Below are 22677 nucleotides of genomic sequence, written 5' to 3'. Positions count from 1 at the left end.
GACGTGAGCCGGTACTGAATCCGATGCCGAATTGCCTGCGGACGTTAGGGAGGTCCGACGATAGGATTCAAGGAGCATTCCGCCGCGCATCGAGAATTGCTCTTTCTTCGCACGCCCAGGGGGGACCGTGTCGGCCCGAGAACTCAAATTCCGCAAGCTCACCGCCGATCTGCGGCGAGGCATCCATGACGGCACCTGGCCGCCGGGCAGCAAACTGCCCACCGAGCGGGCGCTCGCCACCGAGACCGGCCTGTCCGTCACCACCGTCCGCAGGGCGTACGAGGACCTGGTCGACCAAGGCCTCGTGGAGCGGCGGCAGGGCGCGGGCACCTTCGCGCTCGGTCTCCCGCCACGCGTCCCGGACAGGCGCAGGATCGTCGGCGTACTCGTGCCCGACACCGCGCTCTACTACCCACGCGTCATCCAGGGCATCCAGGAGGTGCTGGCCGAGGCAGGTGCCCAGTTCGTGCTGGCGTGCTCGCACTACGACCCGAAGGCGGAGGACGCGGCGATAGCCGAGCTGCTGGCTGCGGGTGTGCACGGGCTTCTGCTGGTGCCGGGCCTGCATGCCTCCGACGATCCGGCGCGACGCACGGACGAACTGCTCCATCTGCCCGTCCCGGCCGTACTGGTGGAGCGGCGGCTGACGGCGGCGGGTCCCGGCGACCCCACGGAGCACGTCTGCACGGACCACGAGGGAGGCGCTTACGACGCCGTGCGGCATCTGCGCACCCTCGGTCATGAGCGTCTCGCACTGGTCGTCCGCGTCGACGCGCCGACCGCCGAGCCCATCCGGACCGGATTCGCCCGCGCGGTCGTGGACTTCGCACTGCCCGAGGCGGTGTACGACAGCGCCGTGATGGACGCCTGGAACCCGGACCGCGCCGACGCCACCGTGGCAAAGCTCGTTGCCGCAGGGGTCACGGGCGCCCTGTGTTTCGGCGACCGCGAGGCTGCGTTGGTGCAGTCGGCGGCCCGGCGGGCAGCGCTGCGCGTCCCTCACGACCTCGCCATGGTCAGTTACGACAACGAGTTCGCGGACGTGGCAGAGATTCCGCTGACTGCCGTCTCGCCGCCCAAGTTCCAGGTGGGCCGGCTGGCCGCGCAGATTCTGTTGCGCCGCCTGTCCGACGGCGACGCGTCACCGCTGCACCAGGTGCAGCTGCGCCCCAATCTGGTGGTCCGCGCGTCGTGTGGCGGGCGCACGCGGTGACGGGTCCCGGGGCGTTGCCCCGGAACCCGGTGATCAGGCGATCAGGCGATGCGGGACAGGTCCTCGGCTCGTACCTCGCCCAGCAGCCGCTCGCCCGCGGCGAATCGCTCCGCCTCGCCGACCGCGAACGCGCCGAGCAGCCGCACTTCCGTGCCCATCGCGCCCGCGATGTGCGGGGTGACCAGCACATGGGGCAGGGTGAGCAGCAGATGACCCGGCGGCAGCGGTTCCGGTTCGGTCACATCGAGGACCGCGTCGATGCGCCCCGCCGCGCAGTGCACTGTCAGCGCCTCGGTGTCGACGAGGCCGCCGCGTGCGGTGTTGATGAGCACCGCGCCGTCCCGCAGCAGGCCGAGCGCCCGCGCGTCGATCAGATGCCTCGTCTCGGGCAGCAGCGGGGCATGCAGCGAGACGATGTCCGAGCTGACCAACAGCTCGTCCAGGCCCACGAGCCGGGCCCCCAGCGCGTCCGCGTCCGCGGCTTCCAGGAACGGGTCGTGCACCAGCAGCCGTACTCCCGCGCCGGCAAGCCGTTCCAGTACCAGCCGGCCGATCTTCGAGGCCCCGACGATGCCGACCGTACGGTCGAGCAGGCCGGTGGCCGGGGAGACCGTCAGGTCCTGGGGCCGGCCCGCCCGGTACTCCCCCGCCGTGCGGAACGCCCGCTTGGCCGACAGGTGGATCGCGGCGAGCGTGTAGTCGGCGACCGGCGCCGCGTTGGCGGGCGCGGCCGACGAGACCGTGATACCGCGCTCCCAGACTGCCGGGGTGAGCACATGCTTGACGGAGCCCGCCGCGTGCATGACGGCCCGCAGCCGCGGTGCGTCCGCGAGCACACTCGCGTCGACCGTCGGGCAGCCCCACCCCGAGATCAGCACATCGGTGCGGGACAGGGCCTTGCGCGCCTCGGGCCGGCCGAAGTCGTCGACCACCAGGTCCGGTACGTCGCAGACCGCGCCCAGCCGCGCCCGTACGTCGTCGGGGAGTGCCAGTGCCGCCACATCCTGGCGCATGGCGATGAGAGCTGTGAGTCGGGGTGACACAGTGCGTTTTGCCCTTCCATGACCGGCAACCTGATACGTGTGCGTACTACTTGCCGGAGCCGAGGGTCATGCCCTCGATGATGCGGCGGCCGAGCCAGATGTACAGCCCCACCAACGGCAGGACGACCACCGCGATGCCTGCGAACAACCCACCCCAGTCCGCACCGTTGTACTGCATCTGCTGCATGAAGCCGAGCAGTGCCAGCGGCAGCGTCTGGAGTTGCTGATCCTGGATGAAGACAAGTGCGAAGAACGTCTCCCCCCAGTGGTTGATGACATTGAGGAGCAGCAGGGTGATCAGACCGGAGCGTGCCAGCGGCAGCATGATTCGCCAGAAGGTGTACGACGGGGAGGCGCCGTCCAGGGCCGCCGCCTCCTCCAGTTCGGCGGGCAGCGAGCGGAAGAACCCCGTCAGGAAGAAGACCGCGAACGGCATCGAGGTCGCTGTGTAGAGCAGCCATAGTCCCCAGAGGTTGTTGACGAGGCCCAGGGGCGCCATCACCTGGTACAGCGGCAGGAACACGGCGTGTGCCGGGATGCCGAGGCCGATGGCGAACAGCGAGGTGGCCGCGCCCGCGCTCCGCGCCCCCAGCCTGCTCAGCGCGTACGAGGCGGGGGCGGCGAGGAGCGCCGTCGCAAGAGCCGTACCACCCACCAGCGCAAAGGAGTTGAGGGCTGCCGGGCCGAAGTTCCCCGCGTTCCACGCCCGTTCGAAGTTGTCCCAATGGAAGGCGTCCGGCACCGACCAGGGCGAGGCGATGATGTCCCTGGTCTCCTTCATCGAGGAGGCCAGGATCCACACCAGCACAAGAAGATTGAAGGCGACGAACGCCCAGACCAGCGGCGCGCCCAGCAGGCGCTGCGCCCGGCCGGCACGCAGAGTCGATGCAGTGCTCACAGTGTTCCCCGATCAGAATTCGAGCGCTTCGCGCCGCATCAGCCGGCGGATCAGCACCACCAGGACGCCGACGAGCGCGAGCGTGACGATGGCGGAGGCCGCCGCGATGCCGTACTGCGGCACACCCGTCGGCGCAAAGACCGAGGTGTACGCATACAGCGATGCGGTCCAGTTGGACATGGAGGGCATGGAGCTGGCCGAGCCGGCCATGGCGAGGATGAACTCGAAGGCCTTCATCGCGTTGATGGTCCACAGCACCGCGCAGATCCCGATGACGTCCCAGGACAGCGGCAGAGTGACGTGGCGGAAGCGCTGCCAGGCATTGGCCCCGGCCAGAGCGCAGTCCTCGTACAGGTACGGCGGAATACGGTCCACCGCAGCCATGATGATCGTGGTGTAGTAGCCGGTGCTCATCCAGATGATGCCCAGCATGATGATCTTGAACTGGTTCTCTTCGGCGAGCCAGGCGGGCGGATGCGCGATGCCGATGGAGCGCAGCGCCGTGTTGAGCAGCCCGTCGGCCTGGAAGAGGAATCCCCAGAGGATCGAGATCACCAGCGCGGGCACGATGTTGGGGAAGAAGATCACCGAGCGGGCCGTGGACCTCCCGGCAAGGTCGCGCAACAGCATCGTGAGGACGAAGCTGAGCAGGAAGGTGACGGAGCCGCCGCCGAAGAGCAGCAGCAGAGTGTTGCCGAAGGACGTCCGGAAGGCGGGGTCCTGGAACATCCGGGTGTAGTTGTCCGCGCCCACCCACTCCATGGGTCCGGCGCCCGCCCATGTGTGCAGGCTGATCCAGCCGGTGGCGACGACAGGTGCCAGCAGGAACGCGGCGTACAGAAGGAAGGCGGGCAGTACGAAGGGCAGGTAGAGGCGCTTGCGGTGGGCGGCGAACGGGCCGACGGCGCCCCGGCCCGCCACCGTGCGGCGGGCCGGGGCGGTGGAACGCGCGCCGTCGGCGACGGCAGTGGTCATCAGCCCGCCCGCTTCCAGAAGTCGGCGCTCTGCGCGGCGAGCTGGTCGCTGAAGTCCTGTGCGGAGATCTTGCCGGTCACCAGCTTGGTGTGCAGCGGGTGGAAGGTCTTCGTCCACCACTCGGCGAAGTCCATGTCGACGCCGTCGAAGGTGCTGTACGGGGTGTTCTCCTTCAGGGCCGCGGCGGCGTCGGCCATGGCCGGGGCGACCTTGATGTCCTCGCGGGCGACGATGCCCTGCGCTTCGTCGGCGTACGCCTGCATCTGCTTCTTGCCGTACAGGAAGGCGACGAACTTACGGGCCGCCTCGCTCTGCTTGGCCTTGCTCGGGACGACCCAGCCGAAGGTGGTCGTCTCGATGGGCGTGCCCGCGCCCGGGGCACCGTCGGTGGGGAACGGGAGCATCTTGAAGTCGAAGCCGGGCGTGGCGTACGGCTTGGTCTCGCCCGCGATCCATGAACCCATCAGCAGGAAACCGGCTTTGCCCGTGGCCCACTTCTGCTGGATCGCCGGGAACTTGCTGGCGGCGTAGCCGTCGGCGAAGTACCCGCCCTTGGCGAGCGTGGAGACGCGCTGGGCCGCCTTGACGTAATCGGGCTCCTTCCACAGCTTCCCGCTCTCGTCGGCCGCCGCCGCGTGGAAGGAGCCCGGGCCCATGGCACCCACCACGAAGTTGCTGTACCAGTAGGCGCCGTAGTCAGGGATGTCCGCGTCGAGGGCCAGCGGGGCGCGGCCCGCCTTCTTCTCCGCGGCAAGCGTCGCCTGGAAGGCGTCCCAGTCCTTGGGGGGCTTCTGGCCGAGGCCGGGGAAGGACTTCCCGTCGTACCAGAGGCCGTTGGCGACGATCGCGTACGGCAGGACGACCTGCTTGCCCTCGGCCTTGCCCAGCTCGAGATACTTCGCCGGCACCACGTCGCCGACGGTCTTTCCGGGCTCGCCGGGGATCGGTTCCTTCAGGACGCCGGCCAGGTCGGCGGCCGTGTCGGTGGACACCATCATCGACTTGACCTGGGGGAGGTTGCGGTCGATGAGGTCGGCGGCCGGCACGCCGTGCAGGGTCGGCTGCAGCTTCTTCAGCACGTCGCGGCCCTGCCACTGCACCTTGACCTTGATGCCGGTCTCGGCGGTGAAGGCGTCGATGGCGGCGGACAGCGCCTTCTGCTGCGGCTCGCCCTCCTTCCACATCGACCAGTACGTGAGCTCCTTGCCGCTGCCCGCGGAGGCGCTGCCTGTCGAGCCGCCGCATGCGGTCAGCCCCAGGGCGAGCGCGCCGGCCACGCTCATGGCCGCGGTCCGCCGGATCAACCATCTGTTCATCGCCCTGCTCCTCAACACCGTTGTCGGCCTGTTGAACGGCAGGTCTACTCACCCTCCGCGTACGCAATCAATAAGCAATCACTGAAGTACTGTTGAAACGTGACGCAATTGCTCGCCTATTGCTCACTGCAATGGTGTGCGGACGGGGCTGGAACATGGCTCTCGGACGACCCGACAGAGCAAAGGAGAAGAGAGCCCCATGAGCGCCGCCGCACATGCCACTGCGGAGATCGCAAGCCGGCCGGAGCGCTGGGTGAGGGCGGCGGAACTGGCCGTCTCCGTCGCCGCCCGGCTGCCGCATCCGGGCGGGCGGGTCGCCGTCGTCGGGTGCGGTAGGTCGTACTCCACGGCCCACGCCTGTGCCGTGCGGCATTCGGGGATCCCCTTCCCCGGCCGGCCGGGGAACGAACGATCCGCCGGCCCGATCCGGGCAGGCGGATCTTCCGGTGCCCGGGAGCGGCCTCGAAAGGGTGACCGGTGTGAGCACGGCCGGTCAGGGTAAAAAGCCGCGCCTGCACCGGGTTAGTTGCGCGCGAGCACACGCAGGGGTCGTGCTACTTCGTCCGCGACAGCAGCGCGAGCGGGACCAAGGTACTTACGCGGCAGGACGAGGGGAACGCCGACAGCGGCCCGCAGACACGCGATGAGCTCGAGGTCGAGGACGGCGTCCGCTCACGAGAACGACTCGCTCACGCGATGCGAGCGCGGAACCAGGGCGCCGACGTTGTAGGTGATGTCCGGAGCGGCGTCGAGAGTGACGGTGAGGCTCATGACGTCGCCGCCGACGGTGTCTCCGGAAGTCGCTGCGGAGATCCCGCGGCATGCCATGCGGCGAGTCCGGCGCCCAGACATCCCGCCATGTCCCCGAGCGCCGCGAGGACCAAATCGGGCCGCCGCTGGAACGTCAGCTTCCGGGCGAGGGAAGCGCGCAGCGGTTCCAGCAGCAGTCCACCGGCCTCGGCGAGCCCGCCGCCGAGCACGACGACCTCGGGGGCGAGCAGTGTCGTAGTCGTCGCCAGCGCTGTGGCCAGGGCCTCGACCGCCCGGTCCCACACCACACGGGCGTCGGGATCGCCCTGCGCGAGCATCGCCGCCACCGCGGCGGCGCCCTCGACCTGGCGCCCGGAGCGTGCGCTGTACGCCACGGCGACCGCCGCGGCCGAAGCGACGGTCTCCAGACAGCCCCGGGCACCGCAGGCACACGGTTCCCCACCGGGCTCGACGACGACATGGCCGAGCTCGCCCGCGTAGCCGTGGGCACGGACCGGCCGCCCGTCACAGAAGACGGCCGCAGAGATACCGGTACCGATAGGCACGAACAAGACATTCTGTGCGCCCCGGGCCGCGCCGAGACGACATTCGGCGACTCCGCCGGCCCGTACGTCGTGACCCAGTGCGACGAGGAGGCCCGAAGCTCCTTCGAGCAAAGCCGCGAGCGGCAGGTCACGCCAGCCGAGGTTGGCCGAGTAAACAGCCGTCCGGGTCTCCTCGTCGACGATGCCCGGGACCACCACCCCCGCACCACGTACGGTCAGCTCGCGCGTGGTGGCTTTTCTGTTGAGGTCACGCAGAACGGCGGAGATCTCGGCGATCACCGCGTCCGGACCCTCCCGGCGAGGCGTCGCCCTGCGCACGGTCAGCAGGGCCTTCAGGTCGCGGCCGAGCAGGGCACCCTTCATGCTGGTCCCGCCCACATCCAGCGCGATGACGCAGTCGTTCCCGTCAGCCTCGTCACGCATGGCGGCTCTCGAGGATCACGGAACGGGTCAGGTTGCGCGGGCGGTCGGGGTCATAACCCCGCGCCTCGGCGAGCCGGACGGACAGCCGCTGGGCCAGGATGAGGTCTGCCAGAGGGTCGAGGTCGCCGGAGCCGTCACCGGACCCGGCGACGATCGTGCCGCCGACCCGGGCGACGTCGTCGGCCAGCCCCGCTGGGGTCGGACCGAAGACCCACGCCACGCGGCCGGGACCGGTGATGCTGATCGGCCCATGCCGGTACTCCATGGCCGGGTACGCCTCGGTCCACGCACCGGCGGCCTCGCGCATCTTCAGGCCCGCCTCCAGTGCCAGACCGTAGGTCCAACCGGTGCCGAGGAAGGTGAACTGCTCAGCGGCGCACACGTCGACGTCCAGGTCCAGCGCGATCGCATGCCGCGCGTCCACCACCGCCTGCTCGAGTGGGCGCACATCGGCCGGCAGCGCGCCTTCCGCCTCCAGATGTGCGCGCAGCAACGCCAGTGTGCTGGTGGCGAACCGTGTCTGCACCACCGACTCCTCATCGGCGAAGCCGAGCACGGCGGTACCGTCGGCCACCCGCATCACGGGAGTCTCCGCATCGGCGGTGATCGCCCCGGTCTGCGTGGTGCCCTTCACCCGGGCCAGGAGGTCCAGGACCTCGGTCGTGGTGCCGGAGCGGCTGATCGCGACCACGCGGTCGTACCGGCGCCCGTGCGGGAACGCTGAAGCCGCGAAGGCGTCCGTTTCGCCGTGACCGCCACGCTCGCGCAGCTCTGCATAGGCCAGGGCCATGAACCAGGAGGTTCCACAGCCGACGACGGCGACACGTTCGCCACGGCGGGGCAGGACATCGGAGAAGAGGCCGAGCGAGTCCCTGGCCTGCAGCCAGGTGTCCGGCTGTGAGGCGATCTCGACGGCGGTGAGGGACGACGCTGCGGTGGACATAGGGGAATCGCTCCTTAGGAGGACTGGAGCGGGCCCATGGCGGCACCCGCAGACTTGATGCGTGAAATTGCAAACTTGAGGGTCGTTTCAAGCATTTTCAAGCATAAATGATGCGTGGAGTATGGCGGAACGGGAGCTCGCGGTCCAGAGCTGACATGCGAGAGCCCTCGCCGAACGAGGGAGGCCGCCGGAACTGCCAGCTCCGCTGATCACGCGTAACGCTCCCGATTCGCCAGCGAGACGGCCCGGCGGAGAGCCCCACGGGGCCATACCTCACGGCTCGCGTGCGTGGATGGGGGTCTGGGGCCTGTTATGAGAGTCCAGGTCACGTGAGGTTTGCGTCCATGAGGGGGCGTCATTGTCAGTGGTGCTGTGCATGATCGGCGCGTTAGATTTCCACGGAGGTAGGGACGTGATGGCCGCGACGCGCACGGTCGACTCGTAGCGGACGGCGAGCTTGTCGTACCGGGTGGGTGCGCCACGAGGCGCCATGGAATCGAGCGAGGCCAGAGACCGTCACCACCGGGTTGTCGTAGCAATCCGGTGGCATTTGGGGGCAGTTCGGTTCGGGGGATGCCGACCCAGCACTACGCCAGCTCTTCCTCGACTACGACCATGCGCAGGGCCTCGACGCTGACGATCCCCGCATCGACGACCTCGCCCGCCGGATCGCCGAGGCGATCCGGGAACGCTACGGACCCGACGAACAGCCCGAGCTGGATGCAACCTCCGAGATCCCTGCCCTCATCCAGGGCACGGTCAACGCCTCGTCCCCGGCATGGCAGGGACTGGACACACTCATTCGCGCGACTCGCGGTCGGAAGCTGGAGGCCGGCCGCCGAGGCTGCTTCTGCGCTTGCGATTGGCGGCTTGGTCGGCCGGTTGCGGGATCACCGCCCGGATCCCCTGACACCGCGGGTGATCGCGGAACGCGCGCGATGTCGGCCAGGACCACGTCCGGTGTTGTTCGCGGTCTGCCGACCGGTCTGGGCACCCGGATCCGTGCCATGAGCGACTCGAAGGCGGGTGCATCACCTGCCTGGCCCACAGTGAGGACACAGGCGAGTGGTCGGCAACGACTGTCGGCAGCGAGGTGGGCATTTGTTGTCAGGCCGCCGCGAGACCGTCCAAGGGCATGATCGTCCGGCTCGCCGCCAGGAGCCCCTTCTGGCGGGCCCGGCCGCGCGCTGATGCGCGGACGATGGTGGAGTCGGCCGCGACGACCCAGCCCAAGTCGCCCAAAGTATCCGCTCGGGCCAGCAGGGAGGTGAACACTCTCTCCAAGGTGGTCGGCGGCCCAGGTCCGCAGCCGGTTGTGGACGCCCTTCCACGACCCAAAGTGGTTGGGCAGGTCCACCCACGGTGTCCCGGTGCGGTACTTGAACGCGATCGCATCAAGCACCTGTCGGTGATCCCGCCACCGCCCACCCCGCCTCGGCGATCGGTCCGGCAGCAACGGCTCGATCCTCGCGCACTGGGCGTCAGTCAACGACACAAACCAACGAACGATCAGATGGTCCAGCGGCAACGACCAGGGGAGCCTCACTAGGTCAGCGTGCGCCGCCACGGCATCTCACCAGGGGGCAAGTTGTGCCATGTGTGTCCGCAAGTACCTTTGCAGTACGTCTGCCTACGGCGGGTGTCGGCGACGGAGAACACCGAGACGAGGACACGGAACGCTTTATCGTGTTCGTCGGCCGGCAAGGCTGCGAACCCGTAGCGAGGTGGGTCCATGCAAATCATCACTGATGGGTTGGCCGTGGGCTTCACACCGGCCCGGGCAACTCCTTCACGCCCGTCTGCCGCCGTGATGTGGGCCTGCATCGCGTAGCCGGAGACTTCCTGCAGAACAGCCTGCCGTTCCACCGGGGAAAGGGCGGAGAACCAGGATGCTCCTTCGTCCAACGTGCGGAGCTCTTGGGCGACCTCGTTGACTACTCGCTCGGTTTCACGCCGAAGCGCTCGCCCACCCTCACTGCTGGTGCCCCACATCTGCCGATCATTCCACAGCTCCTCGGTCGAGAACGATCCTGCGACTGACGGTGCGGCGCTTCCACTGACTCACGTCGTGATCCACAGGAAGGGCCTGGCCCTGTCGGCAGGGTCCTGGAGGTACGAGCACCAACCTGGACCCGCGTGAGGCCGAGGCGACCAGCAGACCCGACAGCGACCCCGTGCTCCCCGCCGAGCAGCCGGACGAACCGTCGGCCGGCCAGCTCGAGCCCTTCAGACGCTTGTGGCCATATGGGCTGGCCCCAGACGGTTCAACCACACCCACATGGCAGTAATGCATTGGCCGGGCCTCTGCGGTCGAGGAGAGGTCGGGCGCAGCCGGCGGCTGCGCTTCGGTGATCAGTCCTCGCCCCAGTAAGTGCAACAGAGTGAGGCCCCGGGGTACCGCATGGGTGGCACTGATCCATCAGCGCCGTACCGCGGACGCACACTCCGCCGGTCCGGCAACGCTGCCCATCAAACTGCACCTTCGTACGAGGCGGACCACACGCTGTCGACCTTCCCATCGAGTCGAGCGAACAGCCGGAGCCCTCATTTGCAGCCCCTTGATGAATTCCTCCCTCTACTGCACGAGGTTGGTGGCTGTGGCCTGACGTGGCTCAGCCGCCTGTGCGCCGGTCGTCAGGTCGGGCAGTTCGGCCCCCGACAGTTTCAGGACGAGCGCTGCTTGAAGGCGTGCCTGAACTTCCGGATCAGTGATCTGGTTGATCAGTTCGACAGAGAGAGCGGTGTTGGCGTCATGCCGCTGATCGTCCCGCAGCTTGTCGGTCTGGTGAACCATGTGCTCCAGGGAACGATCCGCACGGCGATGAAAGAGGTGACCGACGAGCATGGTGACGGTGCCGGATGCCGATGTCACCATGGCTAGGTAGAGATCACCAGTTGTCTCCGCTCGCCAAATGGCCATCCCGATTCCGAAGAAGAGAATGAGCACACCCAAGCCGGCAAAGCGCTGCGCTGTGCCAAATGAGCTCTTCGCCTGGCGCAAGCCGTAGACGTAGTAGCTGAGCAGGACGGCAACGAACTGACTGCCGTCGTCCTCGCTCCCGACGTCCTTCCTCTCCGCTTGCTTGTCAGGGATCTCCCCCACGTGCGGGGGAACGCCCAGCGCGCGGTACACGTGCAGTCGTTCCTTCTCGACCTCGGCGTTGAATTGCTGTCGCGTCCGGAAGACCAGGAACATCGCGACAAGCCCAGCAAACCCGAGAACGATCATCCACAGAAGCGCGTTGTCCAACGTGGCAACCCCCAGTAAGCGCAGAACGGCACCTTAGCGCTGCGATGTCCCGCCGCAGGGATGTTCTCAAAAAGACCCCCCAGCATGCAGTGTTACGAGCCACGCGCGAAGAGACCGTTGGGAAACGTACACATCGCATCCCTCGCGTGCGTCGGCCGCCGCCGGCGACCTGGCGGTCGGCCAGCGCAAGGCCAGGCCCTGACGCTCCCGGCCGTAACACCTGGCGGTGGGGCTCCGGTTTCTGTTGTTGTCTTCTTCTGCCCTGGGCGGCGGGTAGCAACTCCCCCTCACAGATGCGGATCATCGTTTCCCCGCTCTATGGGCTGCCGTCTGTGCGGAGCACGTCCTTGGCCTCTTCGAGTCGGCCCGACCGGGGGATCCGCGACCGCGCCGGGCTATCGAGCATGCCCGGGCCTGGGTGCACGGCGAGGTCACGATGATGCAGGCCCGCGCGGCGGGCGGCCACGCGATGGGAGCAGCGCCGCCCTCCTCGCGGCCTACCTGGCGCTCGTCCCTGCCTTCGGCCACTCGACGAGCCGGCTCATCATGCATGCCGTCACCGGCGGCCAACTCGACGAAGCACTGGAGTACGTCGATGACGGGCACGCGCTCCTGGCCCGCGACCGCAGCACGCTGCGAACCGTCGAAGCGGCACTCTCACATCTCGGAGCCACCGCCCCGGATACGGTGGTCAGCGCCCGGGCGCCGTACAGCGTCGGTGAGCTCGCCCGCCACCTCGAGCTCAACCCGGCCACCCTGCGCACCTGGGAACGGGCCGGAGTCCTCACCCCACGACGTGACCCGCGCAGCAGGCACCGCCAATACCTTGCGCAGGACGTGCGCGACGCCGAACTGGCGCACCTGCTGCGCCGGGGAGGCCGGCCCCTGGGCACCATCGCCACCGTCCTCGGAGAACTCCGCAACGCCGGCAGCCTCGACGCGCTGGCCAGGGCCCTGGAAGGGTGGCGGCGCGACCTCACGTCCCGCGGAATGGCCCAGCTGTACGCCGCAGGTCAGCTCTCCACCTACCTGGACGCCCTGGACCGACCCACGAGAACCGGCTGAGACTCGACTCGAGGCCCCACTGTCACCTCGAAGTGGAGACCGAGCGAGCTTGCGCCCCTGGGCGCGACGCTGGAGGAGCACCAGCCCTCACGGTCATCCGTTCTGTCTCTTCCTCCCGGGCGCCTGAACGACCCTCGTCGTGCAGTAGTCCCGCAGCCGCTCCGGACATCCCGCCGGACGCGACAGGGCCGGCCGCCGGTGCCCCCGGCGGCCGGCCCACCAGGAGTGCCGCCGCGCAAAAGGGCCCGGCAATCTGCCTCACGAACGGGAAAGACGGACTTGGTGGATCAGCAGTTCGGAACGCCCGGAAGCCAGCTGTCGGCCACGTCGATGAAGATGTTGGACACGTAACCGCCGTAGTCCGGCAGGTAGGACCAGGCGTCATTGCTGTGGCCGTCGGCCTGGACGAGCTGGCCGTGCACCTGGCACTGCACGCGCACCGTCGTGGGACCGGGGAGCTGTGCGACCCGGGTGGATGCGCTGGTGGGCTGCTGACGAATGTTGACGTCGGTGCCCCAGGTCGGGAAGGACGTGGTCGGAGCGCCGCTGCCGGTCCACAGATAGGTGACGGTGACCCAGCCGTTGTTGTTCAGGCCGACGTTGTAGAACGTACCGTCGGCAAGATCTATGCCTGCCGGGTTGAGCACCCGGCGACCGGACCCGTCCAGCCCGCCGTTGTAGCCCTCCTGGTAAGCAGCCTGGGCTTCGGGCTTGCCCTGCGGCAGGTTCTTGAAGGACTCGCGGACGGAGGACGGGTTCCAGTAGTCGTCGCGCGTGTTCCACGGGCCGACGTCCCAGACCGGGGCGGTCTCGCAGCGCGCGGGGCCGCAGACGCGGACCGAATATTGACCGCTGCCCTTCGGGGAGAGGCCCCGCCGGGAGGGGAGCGCCACGAAGTGATCGTTGGGGACGATCACGTGCCCGTTCGCGGTGGTGCCGCCGACCAGGCCCTCACGGGTTGCGTAGACGCTGGCCGTTACGGCTTCCGCGGCCGCCGCTTCGTTCAGCGTGCTGTCGAGTTCTGCGCTCAGCGCCAGGGCGTGCACGGTCGGCGCGGTGCCGTCCGGCGCGGAGACCAGGGTGATACGGGTCTGCACGCGGGTGACGGCCCGGGGCAGCAGCGCCGGGGAGTCGTCCCGCGCTTCGCGCCACTCGGTCCACCGGCCCAGCCCGTCCTGTCCGCGTACGTCGACGGCGACCTGGGAGCCGGTGGGAACGGTGGCGTCGAGGTCCGGGGTGATCAGGTCGACCGCGCGGTCGAGTATTCGCGCGGGCAGCAGGACCGTGCCCTGTCCGCGGGCGACACGGGCGGAGGCGGGCCGCAGGCCGGTATCGCGGAGACGCAGACTGCCGTCCACACGGCGGACGTTGGTCTCCTCACCGGTGGGTGCGGACAGGTCCGTCCGCCAGCTGACGCCCCCGAGCGGGGCGTCGGCGGGCGCGGAAACGCGGGCGGCGGCGGGGCCGGCGGCGAGTGTGAGAGCCACCACGGCCAGCAGGGAGACGGCGATGGCCGGCCCTCGTCCCACGGGTAGGGGGCGGGCGTTCGGTCTCTGGTTGCGGCGCACTGTGCGCCTCCTTCTCGGTGGGGGCGGGGAAGGCGTTCACGGGCAGTTGGGTACGCCCGGGAGTGTGTTGCCGGGGGTACTGATGTAGATGTTGGTCATCCAGCCGCCGTACTGGGGCAGATAGGCCCACCAGTCGTTGAGGTAGGGCGGAATAGATACCTGTCCGCCCTGCTTCTGGCAGCCGACGAGGACGTCCACTCCGGCGGGCAGAGTGGTGAGGGCGGCGGAGGAAGTGGTGGCGGCCGCGCGGACACGGACGCCGCTGCCCCAGGTGGTGAACCGGGTGCCGGAGGGACGGACGGCTCCGGGCACGTTCAGGGAACCGGTGAGTGCGGTGACCTTGCTGTAGGCGGTTCCGTACGGGGTGCCATCGGGGTGCAGGGTGAGGACGGCGACCACCGTACGGTCGTCGGGGCCCACGGTTCCGGTGGTGTGCAGGGCCTCGGACGTCAGATCCAGCGCAGGCGCCGCGGCATCGCCGGAAGGCGGCGCGAAGGGGGCCGCAGCGTCGGTGGGCGTCCTTCGGGATCCAGGCCTCGCGGGGTCGTTCCCGGGCTTGGTCGGGCTGGGAGACTTGCTTGAGGCGATGCCGGCCCGTGCCTCAGGAGCGACACAGCCTCCGGAAGTGAAGCCCGACCAGCCCTGCTTGACCGCCCCTGGTGTCTCGAACGCGGAGGGCAGCCCGAAGCCTTGGTCGAAGCCGTCGGCGGCACAGCGTGTGGACCGGTGCAACGCCCCCAGGACGAGGTCCCGCACGGGTGCCGGCGCCTGGTCGAGGAGATAGCGGTAGACGCGGACGGTGTCCGCGGCAGTGGTCGCCGTGTAGCCCCAGTAGCCGGGATAGCCGGCCGGAGGCGGTGCTGTACCGGTGAGCCCCAGGCGGGGCACCATGCGCGAGATCACGGCACTGCTGCCACCGGTGGACCAGTAGTGACTCGCGGCGGCGTCGTTGCTGCTGCTGAGCATCGCCCCGAGCCGGTCCCGGTCCGCCTGCGGCAGATCGTAGGCCGGCCCCAGATTCCACATGTGGTCCAGTGCGAGGAGCAACTTGACCACCGATGCGGAGCGGAATGCGCGGTCCGGCTGGTGCGATTCGGTGAAGCGGCCGGTGAGCCGGTCGAACACCGCGACGCCCGCTGTGACCCCAGCGGGTATGTCCACGACGGTTCGGGTCTCCGCTTCAACTGCCGCCGCCGGCCCGGCTCTCGTGACAGCGGGCCCGGTGGACGGGAGGTGCGCGGAGCCGGCGGACTGCGGACCGCTACGAGCGGCGGCGGGGGGAGACACGAGAGGTTCGGCCACCGCGGAGCCGGCGTACGCGCCGATCAGCGCGGCAGACATGAGGGCGGCGCCGAGCAGCGACATACGGCGGGCGGGACGGAGCGGACACATGAATGGGGGCTCCTTCGGGGCACGGGCGCACCGAGCCGGCGGCCTGGTGACGCTGTGGCACGTGAGCAAACGGTGGTGGGGGGCGGCCGCGAGACGCAAGCAATTCGTTCCTGGTCGAAGGAGGCCGCCGCACGCTTGTCACCGGCACGGGCCGCCGCTACGTTCCCGACGTCCTACCGCGCCTCCGCCCGGTTCCGTCCGGGCGCCTCCCCCACCTAGGAGCATTCGTGAGGTTTCTCAGACGTCTTCCGGCTCTGTTCGTCGCGGCACTCATGGCCCTGGCCGGACTGTCGGTCGCCCCGGCGCAGGCCGGGGAGGCCGGTGCGACGGCGGCCCCCGTCTTCAAGGCGCCCTACCCCTGCGGCCAGCGATGGACGTACAGCCACCACTCGGCCGAGGTGCGCAGAGCGCTGGACTTCGTGCGCTCCGACGGTGGTACGACGGCCGGCACCCCGGTGCTCGCCTCGGCCGCAGGCACGGCCACCCGCTACTCGCAGCCGAGCGGTGCCGGCAACTACATAGCCATCAACCACGGCGGCGGCTGGACGACGTACTACTTCCACCTCTCCGCGTACTCCGTGCCGAGCGGTGCGTCCGTCGCCCAAGGACAGCAGATCGGCGTCACAGGCAGCACGGGCAACTCCTCCGGGGCGCACATCCACTACGAGCAGCTGCTCAACGGAGTGGGCCAGAACATCGTGATCAACGGCGCCGGCCTCTCCTACCCCGGCAGCTACAACCAGGCGTACCTGACCAGTGACAACGGCTGCGGTGGCAGCGGCTTCCCCTTCAACACCTGGGGAAGCGGGGTGAACGTCCGTGCCGACGCGCGCGTCAACGCCACCGTCGTCACCACCCTCGCGGGTCCGACGGCCGTGCGGGTGCTGTGCCAGAAGCAGGGTGACACCGTCAACGCCGAGGGCTACAGCAACAACTGGTGGAGCAAACTGCGCGACCAGAACGGCTTCATCAGCAACATCTACATCGACCACCCGGACGCGAAACTGCCCGGGGTCCCACTCTGCTGAACCGTGACAGTGCATCGTGGGGCCCGGCCCGGGACGAATTCCGGTCGGGCCTCCACGAGTTCCGGTCGGACCCTCGTTCGATCGCCTCAAGTTGCTGACATGCATGCGTCACATCTGTGATGCGCGTAGAGTTCCGCAGGGCGGGCGCCGTCACACGCCTGCGACCACCGGGGGTGCGCTGTGCTACGGGTGGAATTCACGAGCCAGGAGCTGGCCCGCTTACGCGTCGCGTCCGGCGTGGACCCACTCTGGGAAACCGCCTTGAGTCTCCACCTCCTGCAGAACCGCCAGGCACCCCTCGCGTTCGGAGCCTGGCGCCGCGAGGTGGGGACAGCTCTGCGGAAATCCGGCCTGGTCTCCCTGACACGCGCCCTGACGCGACTCTGCCCGGACGGCTCCTACTTCCCCGATTTCCTGACGCCCGGCCGCGGTGACGCCGATCTCGAAACCGGGCTCGACCGACTGCTGTCCACCCCCCGGCACCGGTTGCGGGCCGAACTCACCCGTCTGCACGCCCACACCGGACGCCCCGCACCGGCCAGCCTGCGCCCACTCGCCGACGGCTGCCCGAAGGCGCTGCATCGCCTCGGCGCCGCTCTGCGCGCCTATCACCAGGTAGCCGTCGATCCCTACCTCGCCTCGATGCGCGCCCAGGCGGCGGCCGACCGGACCATACGCGTCCAGGCCGTCCTCACGCATGGTGCGGAGGGCCTGCTCACTGGGTACGACCAACTGCCCGGGTGGCGCTACCAGGACCAGAATCTCCACGCCCCCTACCCCATAGAACGCGAACTCGCCTTGCATGGAAGGGCATTGACACTCATCCCGGCCTTCTTCTGCGTTCGCGCCCCGCTCGCCCTCGTCGATGAGGAACTGCCCCCGGTGCTCGTCCACCCCCTCTCGCCCCCGCCCGGCTGGCTCGAACGCCGCCATCACGGCGGGGACGCCCCGGTGGCCCAGCTCATCGGCGCCTCGCGTGCGGAACTCCTCAGGGTGCTGGACCGCCCGATGACCACCATGGACATCGCCGCGGCGCTGCGACTCGCACCGTCGACGGCCAGCCGGCACGCCACCGTTCTCCGAGAGGCGGGGCTGCTCCTTTCCCAGCGCCAAGGTGTACGCGTGCTCCACCACCGGACCGGGCTCGGCCGGGCGGTGCTGGACGGGACTCTGACACCTCAGGGTGGGTCTGCTGAGCCAGTGGCGTCGGCCGGATCGTAGGAGCCCACAACGCCCTGCCGCGACCATGACCCCCGTCCGGTCGCGAGGCGGGCATCCGCCGAACGTGCCCAATGCGCCGAGGCCCGGACACGTCTTTCCGGCCTTTGCTTCCAAGTCGTGGTGTTTCCATGGAACTTGTGGGCACCCGCTGGGTTGGGCCGGTCCATTCCGGGATCAGGTCTCCGTGCGATCACACGAGGGAGTGGCAGATGACAACGCAGTACGGTAACCAACCGACTGGACAGCAGCCCCACGGTGCACCGCAGCGCGCGTCGACCGGCAACGTGCTGAGCATCATCGCGATGGTGCTGGGCGTGTTCTCGCTGATCTTTCTGCCGATCGTCTTCGGCGTGATCGGCCTGGTGCTGGCCATCATCGCCAAGACCGTCCGGCACGAGCGGCTCGCCGTGCCCGCCATCGTGGTCAGCGCCGTCGGCCTGCTCGGTGGCATGCTCCTCGGCGCCCTGCTGGCGTAACGCATGAACTGATCCGACGCCGCTGCCACCGGGCGGGGACGGGCGGCTGGGTCTCTGCGGGGCAGCGGACCACTCGCCGCATCCGCGCCGCGCTTCTCGATCAGGCCGGTCCGTCGAGGTGCAGGACGCGCAACGGGTTGACCTTGGCAACCAGGCGGACGCTGCCCCAAATTACCCACGAGCTTGCAGGGACGAACCCGTTCGAAAGCCAGTACGGGACAGGTCCACTGCGGCGGGTACGCCTGAGTGGGCGTGCCTCGGTCGCACACGGGTCGGTCGTGTCGTCATGCGGCCACCCTGCCGTCAGCCCTGGCGTTCATCTGTCGCCTGCGGTGGCCGGTGGGCTGCTGCGAGAGCGTTGCGGACAGCAAGGCGGCCGGCCTGCCGGAACGCCCGCGGATGAGAGTCGACCGGGTGAAAGCGCATGCGCCGCAGGACTACCGCTGTAGCCGGAGACAACTCGGTCCCTGACTGTGTGAGTTCGTCGCGTATACCCGCCTCGACAGCGGCCTGGCAGTCGGCTTGCCACTGCGGATCGTCGTCCCCGTCAACAGCCAGTTCAGAGGCTGTCTCGAAGGTGATGCCTGTCTCCCACGGCTCGAAGTCGACAGTGACCTCCGCGAAGTCGGAGGGACAGCTGGCCTGCCGCGCGTAAACGGCTCGGACACCCCGGATCGGGTGAGGCGGGAACGTTACGGTGTCGGACTCCACGGGGTCACAATACGTACTGCTCGTTACAGAATGGGATGGGGCTATGCCGAGCCTCGATCGCGGCCAGGGTCTACCGGCTGAGTACTGCGTCCCAGACGTTGCCGCCGTCGGCCCACGTCCACAGCCACCGCCGCAGTGATGCGGTCGCATGACGCAGCCCGTCGTGAGGACGCCGGCCCCACGTCGGATCCCAATCGCCGGAGTCGTAGAGCAGCACCGGGTTGTCGACGGCGAGGGGCCCGGGTCCCATGCGCGGGCGCGCAGCTTCTCAATCAGCTCGTCGTCGTCTCCCTGCACGGCGCTGTTCGCCGGGTGACGTTCAGTCCTGATCTTGGGTGTACTGAGCTACGTACCAACTGGAGTCGATGGCGGGGTTGCGCAGAGCCCCCCAGAAGCGCTCGTCAGGTATCGGCGGCAGCGGAGGACTGCCCAGGTCCGCATGCAGATCCGCACGCCAGTCGACAGTGAAATGACTGCGGGTTTCCGCGCTCTCGCACACGGACCTGTAGGGGGACCCCCAGATCCCGAGGGCTATCTTCTCCGCGGCCCACCTGAGAGTGACGTCGCGGCCGGAGTTGGCCTGCACGAGCACCGCGCGGAGTCGCAAAGCGAGCGGCCCGGTCTGGTCCGGCCGCGGTGGAGCCACACCGCACTCCCACGCGTCCAGGGCTGACTTGACCTCCGGGTACTTGTTCAGACCCGATTCGACCGCCAGTCTGCGCAACTGCTTCCGCGCGGCCTCAACCACCTGCTCGTACGGCAGGATCGCGATCAGTGCACCGAGTTCCTCGTGCCCGTCCAGGTAGCTCGCGTGGAAGAGGTCGGTGGGACTGTGGGACAGCTCCAGCTCCGGCAGCTTCTCATCCGGCGCGGGAAGGGGATCGTCGGCACTGCACTCCGGCCTGGGAGCCAGAGGCCCCTCCCAGAACAGCCGGCCGTTGAACGTGACGACACCACCGTCCTTGCCGCGCTCAAGCGTGCCGGCCAATTCGGCCAGATACCCACCCAGCGAGTCGGCCTGTCCGAAACTGGTGCCGGTCTCGTCGAAGAACCGGCCGATCGCACCGAAGGAGTCCCGCCCAGTACGGCAATCCACCAGGAGACCGTCCGACGTCACATCATAGGAACCGAACTTCACGTAGTCGCGAAGCCAGTAGCCCTCGACCTCCCCGTCGATGCCTTGGTCAAAGCCACGCATGAACCCGGTATCCCCGAGGATCCCGCTCACTCCGAGCAGCCGGTCGCCCGTGCTGAACCGGAAAGCCTCAGGTCCCTCCAGCGCCCCGTTGTGTCGGAGGAGTGAAGCGACCAGGTCCGGCGGAAAGGTGACACCCAGTTCCTCTTGCGCTGCCGCGATCTCCTCGTCCCTGGCGGGCGGCCGAAGCGTCGCGAAAGTGCGGGGTGCGTGCTCGCGCAACCACGCGTCGATGCGAGTCCATGAGGCATGGACCAGGTCTGCTGTCATAGCGCCGATCCTAAAGTCAGCCACTGACAACAGCTTGACAGTCGCTCATCGGCCTTGCCCACCGTGTTGGCGTTCCGGCCGACATTCGAGTGGGCCCTTGTCCCGGCGCACCCAGCTGCCGGCACCGGGCGCTGCAGCCACCCACTCAAGCGCTCACTCGCCAAGTGAAGGGCTCAGTCACCATCACCCGATCGGTGGCCAACTCGAAGAAGCTCAGTAAGGAACGACACATTCCGGCCTACGGAACGACGCATCCGTACCTCCACCGAAGAATCGTCCGCGCAGGGTAACGCCGCATCGTCAGGACCTCATCGGGCGCGTGTCCGAACGGGCCGCTTTCATGTGTGGTCATGAGCGCCGGCTCACACGGCACAGGCAGCCCGCTCCGGACCGCGGACGCGGTCCGCACCGCTCCTTTCCGGCCTCACCTAATGACAGGGGCATGATAAGCACGGAGCGATGGGAATAGTTCTGAGGCCCCCGCAGAACCTGCGACCGGCCCCTGCGCCGGTCGCGGGCCCCTCCCCGCTCTCGGTTCGGAGCGAGCCGAGTCCCCCACGAGTGAAGGGACAGCAATGCCGCACTCCTCATGGCTGAAGGCGGCCGGCGCCGCCTTCGCGGTCGCCCTGGCCACAGCAACAGCAGCCCACGCCGCACCCGCGCCCGCACCCGCGCCGGAGTTGACCGCAGCAACAAGCGTGGCTGCCGTAGTGACACTCCGCTACGACGACAGCCGCGCAGGCGGCTGGGAAGCGGCGATCGCCGCCGGAGTCGCCTCGTGGAACCGGAACGTCAGCAACGTCAGGCTCGTCGAAGCCGCACCCGGCACCCGGGCCGAGATCCAGATCGTCGCCACCAGTGGCTGGCCGCAGGCGACACTCGGACCGGTGCGCCCGGGTGGCCAGGTCCGTGTCGAACTCGGCAGCCTGGCGGTGTCCGAGGGCTATGACAAGACCCGCATCGCCACCCACGAGATGGGGCACAGCCTGGGCCTGCCCGACACCAAGCCCGGCCCGTGCTCCCAGCTGATGTCAGGGTCGGCCGCGGGCACCAGTTGCACGAACGCGGTTCCGAACGCGACTGAACGATCCCGCGTCGAGTCCGCCTACGCCGGCGGCCTCGCCTCGCTCGTTCCCGCCGACGGCCGCACTCTGGTGGACGCGCCTTAGCCGGCGGGACGACCATCGCGCGAGGTGCCCGGCCCACTCCGTGCGGCCGGACACCTCGCGCGCGTCGGATCACACCGCTGTCGCCCGATCCGGGTCGTCAAGGGGGTGTTGACCCTCAGCCACCGGTAGCCGTGCAGGTCCAGCGCGACATCGACGAGGCCGGCGGCCGCCGACTTGAGGGTGTCACCGGTGAAGACATCGGTGAGCAGCCGGCCGCCCCTCAGCCCCGGGACCTCGACGGAGGCGGTGACGGACCGCTCGGAGAAATTGTGCAGCACGAGCACCGCGCCGCGATGGTCCAGGCGTCCGGTGAGGCCGTCCAGGTCGCCGACGCCGTCACCGTCGGAGTCGGCGAAGCTGCGCGGATAGACCTGGTAGACCACCGCGGACCGCCACCACGCGTCCTCGGCGTGCCCCATGTCGTCGGCTGCCATCGATGGACTCCTCTCGCCCGGGGTGGGGAACGTGAGTCTCCCTTCCCCGGGGGCTGAGGTCATACCGGTCAGGGCGGAACTCCCGCGCGAGGTATGTCGGACCTCGCCCCTCAGCGGTCCCGTACCGGAAGGCACAGCGGTCCGCTTCGAATTGGCAGGGTCCAGGGACCTGATCGCTCCGTGCACCACGAGCTGGTGCTTCGTACCACGCCCAAGGAGACAACCCGCCTCACGGTGCGCGCCCGCCTTCCTCCCGCTCAGCCTGGTCGAGTTCGTGGAGCCCTCTCTCCCAGCGCAGACGGCGAACCTCGGCAGACTGCTCCCACCAGGGATCACCCCGCTCACCGAGCGCCACCTTCGCGGTGTTCACGCGTTTCCGCGCCCGGCCCTCAGCCTTCGCGTCAGCGGCGCGGCGTGCGGCAGCCACCCCGCGGCGCGCCGCCATCAGATGATGCCGTAGGCGGGAGGCGACGTCCTCGGGGATCTCCGGATCCGTCGCACGCCATCGGCGGTGGTCGACGACCACGTATCTGCCGTCCGGAGTCCGCTCCGGGTCCGCAGGGGGGTTCATCCGGTCGATGCTGTCCTGCGGCTCGGACGGACGACATCAGGACACGCGGTCAACCGCGATCTTCCCCCTGGTCCATGACGCCTCGTTCTTGCTTCTCCGCGCGTATCCGTGAGTTTCGGCGCGTACGCGATCTGTCCGCTTCCCGGAGCCGGAGGTCAGGGGCGCCTCATGGCACCCGTCCGGCCGGGTGCCACACGAGC

Annotated in this window: 22 protein-coding genes and 1 pseudogene; 7 read left to right on the top strand and 16 right to left on the bottom strand. The window is 68.9% G+C overall.

Annotation, left to right across the window (positions count from 1 at the left end):
• Nucleotides 1–127 precede the first annotated feature (127 nt).
• Complete coding sequence (locus tag ACFW9O_RS35960) at nt 128–1213, top strand: substrate-binding domain-containing protein (protein ID WP_384615310.1); 1086 nt, start codon at nt 128–130, stop codon at nt 1211–1213.
• A 41-nt stretch (nt 1214–1254) separates the two neighbouring features.
• On the opposite strand, the gene ACFW9O_RS35955 is transcribed toward ACFW9O_RS35960, so the two are convergent.
• The 9 genes from ACFW9O_RS35955 to ACFW9O_RS35915 form a co-directional block, all read right to left on the bottom strand.
• A complete protein-coding gene (locus ACFW9O_RS35955; protein ID WP_384615342.1) occupies nt 1255–2226 on the bottom strand; it encodes a hydroxyacid dehydrogenase in 972 nt (323 codons plus the stop codon).
• 76 nt (nt 2227–2302) lie between these two features.
• Nucleotides 2303–3154: a carbohydrate ABC transporter permease gene (locus ACFW9O_RS35950; protein WP_351178453.1), complete on the bottom strand. Its 852-nt coding sequence runs from the start codon at nt 3152–3154 to the stop codon at nt 2303–2305.
• A gap of 12 nt (nt 3155–3166) precedes the next feature.
• The gene (locus tag ACFW9O_RS35945) at nt 3167–4129 is read right to left on the bottom strand and encodes a carbohydrate ABC transporter permease (RefSeq protein WP_384615308.1); all 963 of its coding nucleotides are present in this window, start codon (nt 4127–4129) and stop codon (nt 3167–3169) included.
• Entirely contained in the window at nt 4129–5445 is a 1317-nt protein-coding gene (locus ACFW9O_RS35940; RefSeq protein ID WP_384615307.1) for an ABC transporter substrate-binding protein, read from the bottom strand. The genes ACFW9O_RS35945 and ACFW9O_RS35940 overlap by 1 nt, the downstream gene beginning before the upstream one ends.
• Before the next feature lie 767 nt (nt 5446–6212).
• Entirely contained in the window at nt 6213–7184 is a 972-nt protein-coding gene (locus tag ACFW9O_RS35935) for an ROK family protein (RefSeq protein ID WP_384615305.1), read from the bottom strand.
• Nucleotides 7177–8127, bottom strand: a complete 951-nt coding sequence (locus ACFW9O_RS35930; RefSeq protein WP_384615303.1) for an SIS domain-containing protein — start codon at nt 8125–8127, stop codon at nt 7177–7179. Before ACFW9O_RS35930 ends, ACFW9O_RS35935 begins: the two co-directional genes overlap by 8 nt.
• Before the next feature lie 691 nt (nt 8128–8818).
• Nucleotides 8819–9622 carry an IS5 family transposase gene (locus ACFW9O_RS35925; protein WP_384615340.1) on the bottom strand — a complete coding sequence of 268 codons (804 nt, stop codon included), beginning with the start codon at nt 9620–9622 and terminating at the stop codon, nt 8819–8821.
• Between the two features lie 50 nt (nt 9623–9672).
• The gene (locus ACFW9O_RS35920) at nt 9673–10119 is read right to left on the bottom strand and encodes a DUF5958 family protein (protein ID WP_384615301.1); all 447 of its coding nucleotides are present in this window, start codon (nt 10117–10119) and stop codon (nt 9673–9675) included.
• Between the two features lie 583 nt (nt 10120–10702).
• Nucleotides 10703–11377 carry a hypothetical protein gene (locus ACFW9O_RS35915; protein ID WP_384615299.1) on the bottom strand — a complete coding sequence of 225 codons (675 nt, stop codon included), beginning with the start codon at nt 11375–11377 and terminating at the stop codon, nt 10703–10705.
• Nucleotides 11378–11663: 286 nt separating this feature from the next.
• On the opposite strand from ACFW9O_RS35915, the pseudogene ACFW9O_RS35910 reads away from it, so the two are divergent.
• Both ACFW9O_RS35910 and ACFW9O_RS35905 read left to right on the top strand, forming a co-directional pair.
• Nucleotides 11664–11864: pseudogene (locus ACFW9O_RS35910) on the top strand (putative immunity protein); the annotation flags it as partial.
• 59 nt (nt 11865–11923) lie between these two features.
• Nucleotides 11924–12442 (top strand): MerR family transcriptional regulator, encoded by a 519-nt coding sequence (locus tag ACFW9O_RS35905; protein ID WP_384615298.1) that lies wholly within the window; start codon nt 11924–11926, stop codon nt 12440–12442.
• Between the two features lie 287 nt (nt 12443–12729).
• On the opposite strand, the gene ACFW9O_RS35900 is transcribed toward ACFW9O_RS35905, so the two are convergent.
• Both ACFW9O_RS35900 and ACFW9O_RS35895 read right to left on the bottom strand, forming a co-directional pair.
• The gene (locus tag ACFW9O_RS35900; RefSeq protein ID WP_384615297.1) at nt 12730–14010 is read right to left on the bottom strand and encodes a hypothetical protein; all 1281 of its coding nucleotides are present in this window, start codon (nt 14008–14010) and stop codon (nt 12730–12732) included.
• 36 nt (nt 14011–14046) lie between these two features.
• Nucleotides 14047–15402, bottom strand: coding sequence for a hypothetical protein (locus ACFW9O_RS35895; RefSeq protein ID WP_384615295.1), 1356 nt, complete (start codon nt 15400–15402; stop codon nt 14047–14049).
• Nucleotides 15403–15629: 227 nt separating this feature from the next.
• On the opposite strand from ACFW9O_RS35895, the gene ACFW9O_RS35890 reads away from it, so the two are divergent.
• From ACFW9O_RS35890 to ACFW9O_RS35880, 3 genes are all read left to right on the top strand, one after another.
• Complete coding sequence (locus ACFW9O_RS35890) at nt 15630–16430, top strand: peptidoglycan DD-metalloendopeptidase family protein (protein ID WP_384615294.1); 801 nt, start codon at nt 15630–15632, stop codon at nt 16428–16430.
• 261 nt (nt 16431–16691) lie between these two features.
• Nucleotides 16692–17651, top strand: a complete 960-nt coding sequence (locus ACFW9O_RS35885) for an ArsR/SmtB family transcription factor (RefSeq protein WP_384615292.1) — start codon at nt 16692–16694, stop codon at nt 17649–17651.
• Nucleotides 17652–17860: 209 nt separating this feature from the next.
• Nucleotides 17861–18127 carry a hypothetical protein gene (locus tag ACFW9O_RS35880; RefSeq protein ID WP_384615291.1) on the top strand — a complete coding sequence of 89 codons (267 nt, stop codon included), beginning with the start codon at nt 17861–17863 and terminating at the stop codon, nt 18125–18127.
• A 303-nt stretch (nt 18128–18430) separates the two neighbouring features.
• Here ACFW9O_RS35880 and ACFW9O_RS35875 read toward each other — a convergent pair whose 3' ends face one another.
• From ACFW9O_RS35875 to ACFW9O_RS35865, 3 genes are all read right to left on the bottom strand, one after another.
• Nucleotides 18431–18838 (bottom strand): hypothetical protein, encoded by a 408-nt coding sequence (locus ACFW9O_RS35875; RefSeq protein ID WP_384615289.1) that lies wholly within the window; start codon nt 18836–18838, stop codon nt 18431–18433.
• 70 nt (nt 18839–18908) lie between these two features.
• The gene (locus ACFW9O_RS35870) at nt 18909–19088 is read right to left on the bottom strand and encodes a hypothetical protein (protein ID WP_384615288.1); all 180 of its coding nucleotides are present in this window, start codon (nt 19086–19088) and stop codon (nt 18909–18911) included.
• A 69-nt stretch (nt 19089–19157) separates the two neighbouring features.
• Nucleotides 19158–20327 (bottom strand): SMI1/KNR4 family protein, encoded by a 1170-nt coding sequence (locus ACFW9O_RS35865; protein WP_384615338.1) that lies wholly within the window; start codon nt 20325–20327, stop codon nt 19158–19160.
• A gap of 551 nt (nt 20328–20878) precedes the next feature.
• Here ACFW9O_RS35865 and ACFW9O_RS35860 point away from each other — a divergent pair.
• Nucleotides 20879–21472, top strand: coding sequence for a snapalysin family zinc-dependent metalloprotease (locus tag ACFW9O_RS35860; RefSeq protein WP_384615286.1), 594 nt, complete (start codon nt 20879–20881; stop codon nt 21470–21472).
• On the opposite strand, the gene ACFW9O_RS35855 is transcribed toward ACFW9O_RS35860, so the two are convergent.
• Both ACFW9O_RS35855 and ACFW9O_RS35850 read right to left on the bottom strand, forming a co-directional pair.
• Nucleotides 21469–21750 (bottom strand): hypothetical protein, encoded by a 282-nt coding sequence (locus tag ACFW9O_RS35855; RefSeq protein WP_384615336.1) that lies wholly within the window; start codon nt 21748–21750, stop codon nt 21469–21471. The two genes, ACFW9O_RS35860 and ACFW9O_RS35855, sit on opposite strands and share 4 nt — an antisense overlap.
• A gap of 385 nt (nt 21751–22135) precedes the next feature.
• On the bottom strand, nt 22136–22477 hold the full coding sequence (locus ACFW9O_RS35850; RefSeq protein ID WP_331726371.1) for a hypothetical protein: 342 nt from the start codon (nt 22475–22477) through the stop codon (nt 22136–22138).
• Nucleotides 22478–22677 lie beyond the last annotated feature (200 nt).

It is taken from the genome of Streptomyces sp. NPDC059499, from assembly GCF_042749285.1.
Taxonomy (GTDB): domain Bacteria; phylum Actinomycetota; class Actinomycetes; order Streptomycetales; family Streptomycetaceae; genus Streptomyces.
This window is presented reverse-complemented; position numbering and strand designations above follow the sequence as displayed.

Excerpts from the sequence above, each read along its gene's own strand:
- ACFW9O_RS35955 (WP_384615342.1), bottom strand. The coding sequence starts at position 2,226 with ATGCGCCAGGATGTGGCGGCACTGGCACTCCCCGACGACGTACGGGCG.
- ACFW9O_RS35945 (WP_384615308.1), bottom strand. The coding sequence starts at position 4,129 with ATGACCACTGCCGTCGCCGACGGCGCGCGTTCCACCGCCCCGGCCCGC.
- ACFW9O_RS35940 (WP_384615307.1), bottom strand. The coding sequence starts at position 5,445 with ATGAACAGATGGTTGATCCGGCGGACCGCGGCCATGAGCGTGGCCGGC.
- ACFW9O_RS35935 (WP_384615305.1), bottom strand. The coding sequence starts at position 7,184 with ATGCGTGACGAGGCTGACGGGAACGACTGCGTCATCGCGCTGGATGTG.
- ACFW9O_RS35930 (WP_384615303.1), bottom strand. The coding sequence starts at position 8,127 with ATGTCCACCGCAGCGTCGTCCCTCACCGCCGTCGAGATCGCCTCACAG.
- ACFW9O_RS35920 (WP_384615301.1), bottom strand. The coding sequence starts at position 10,119 with ATGTGGGGCACCAGCAGTGAGGGTGGGCGAGCGCTTCGGCGTGAAACC.
- ACFW9O_RS35905 (WP_384615298.1), top strand. The coding sequence starts at position 11,924 with ATGCATGCCGTCACCGGCGGCCAACTCGACGAAGCACTGGAGTACGTC.
- ACFW9O_RS35895 (WP_384615295.1), bottom strand. The coding sequence starts at position 15,402 with ATGTGTCCGCTCCGTCCCGCCCGCCGTATGTCGCTGCTCGGCGCCGCC.
- ACFW9O_RS35880 (WP_384615291.1), top strand. The coding sequence starts at position 17,861 with ATGACAACGCAGTACGGTAACCAACCGACTGGACAGCAGCCCCACGGT.
- ACFW9O_RS35870 (WP_384615288.1), bottom strand. The coding sequence starts at position 19,088 with ATGGGACCCGGGCCCCTCGCCGTCGACAACCCGGTGCTGCTCTACGAC.
- ACFW9O_RS35860 (WP_384615286.1), top strand. The coding sequence starts at position 20,879 with ATGCCGCACTCCTCATGGCTGAAGGCGGCCGGCGCCGCCTTCGCGGTC.
- ACFW9O_RS35850 (WP_331726371.1), bottom strand. The coding sequence starts at position 22,477 with ATGAACCCCCCTGCGGACCCGGAGCGGACTCCGGACGGCAGATACGTG.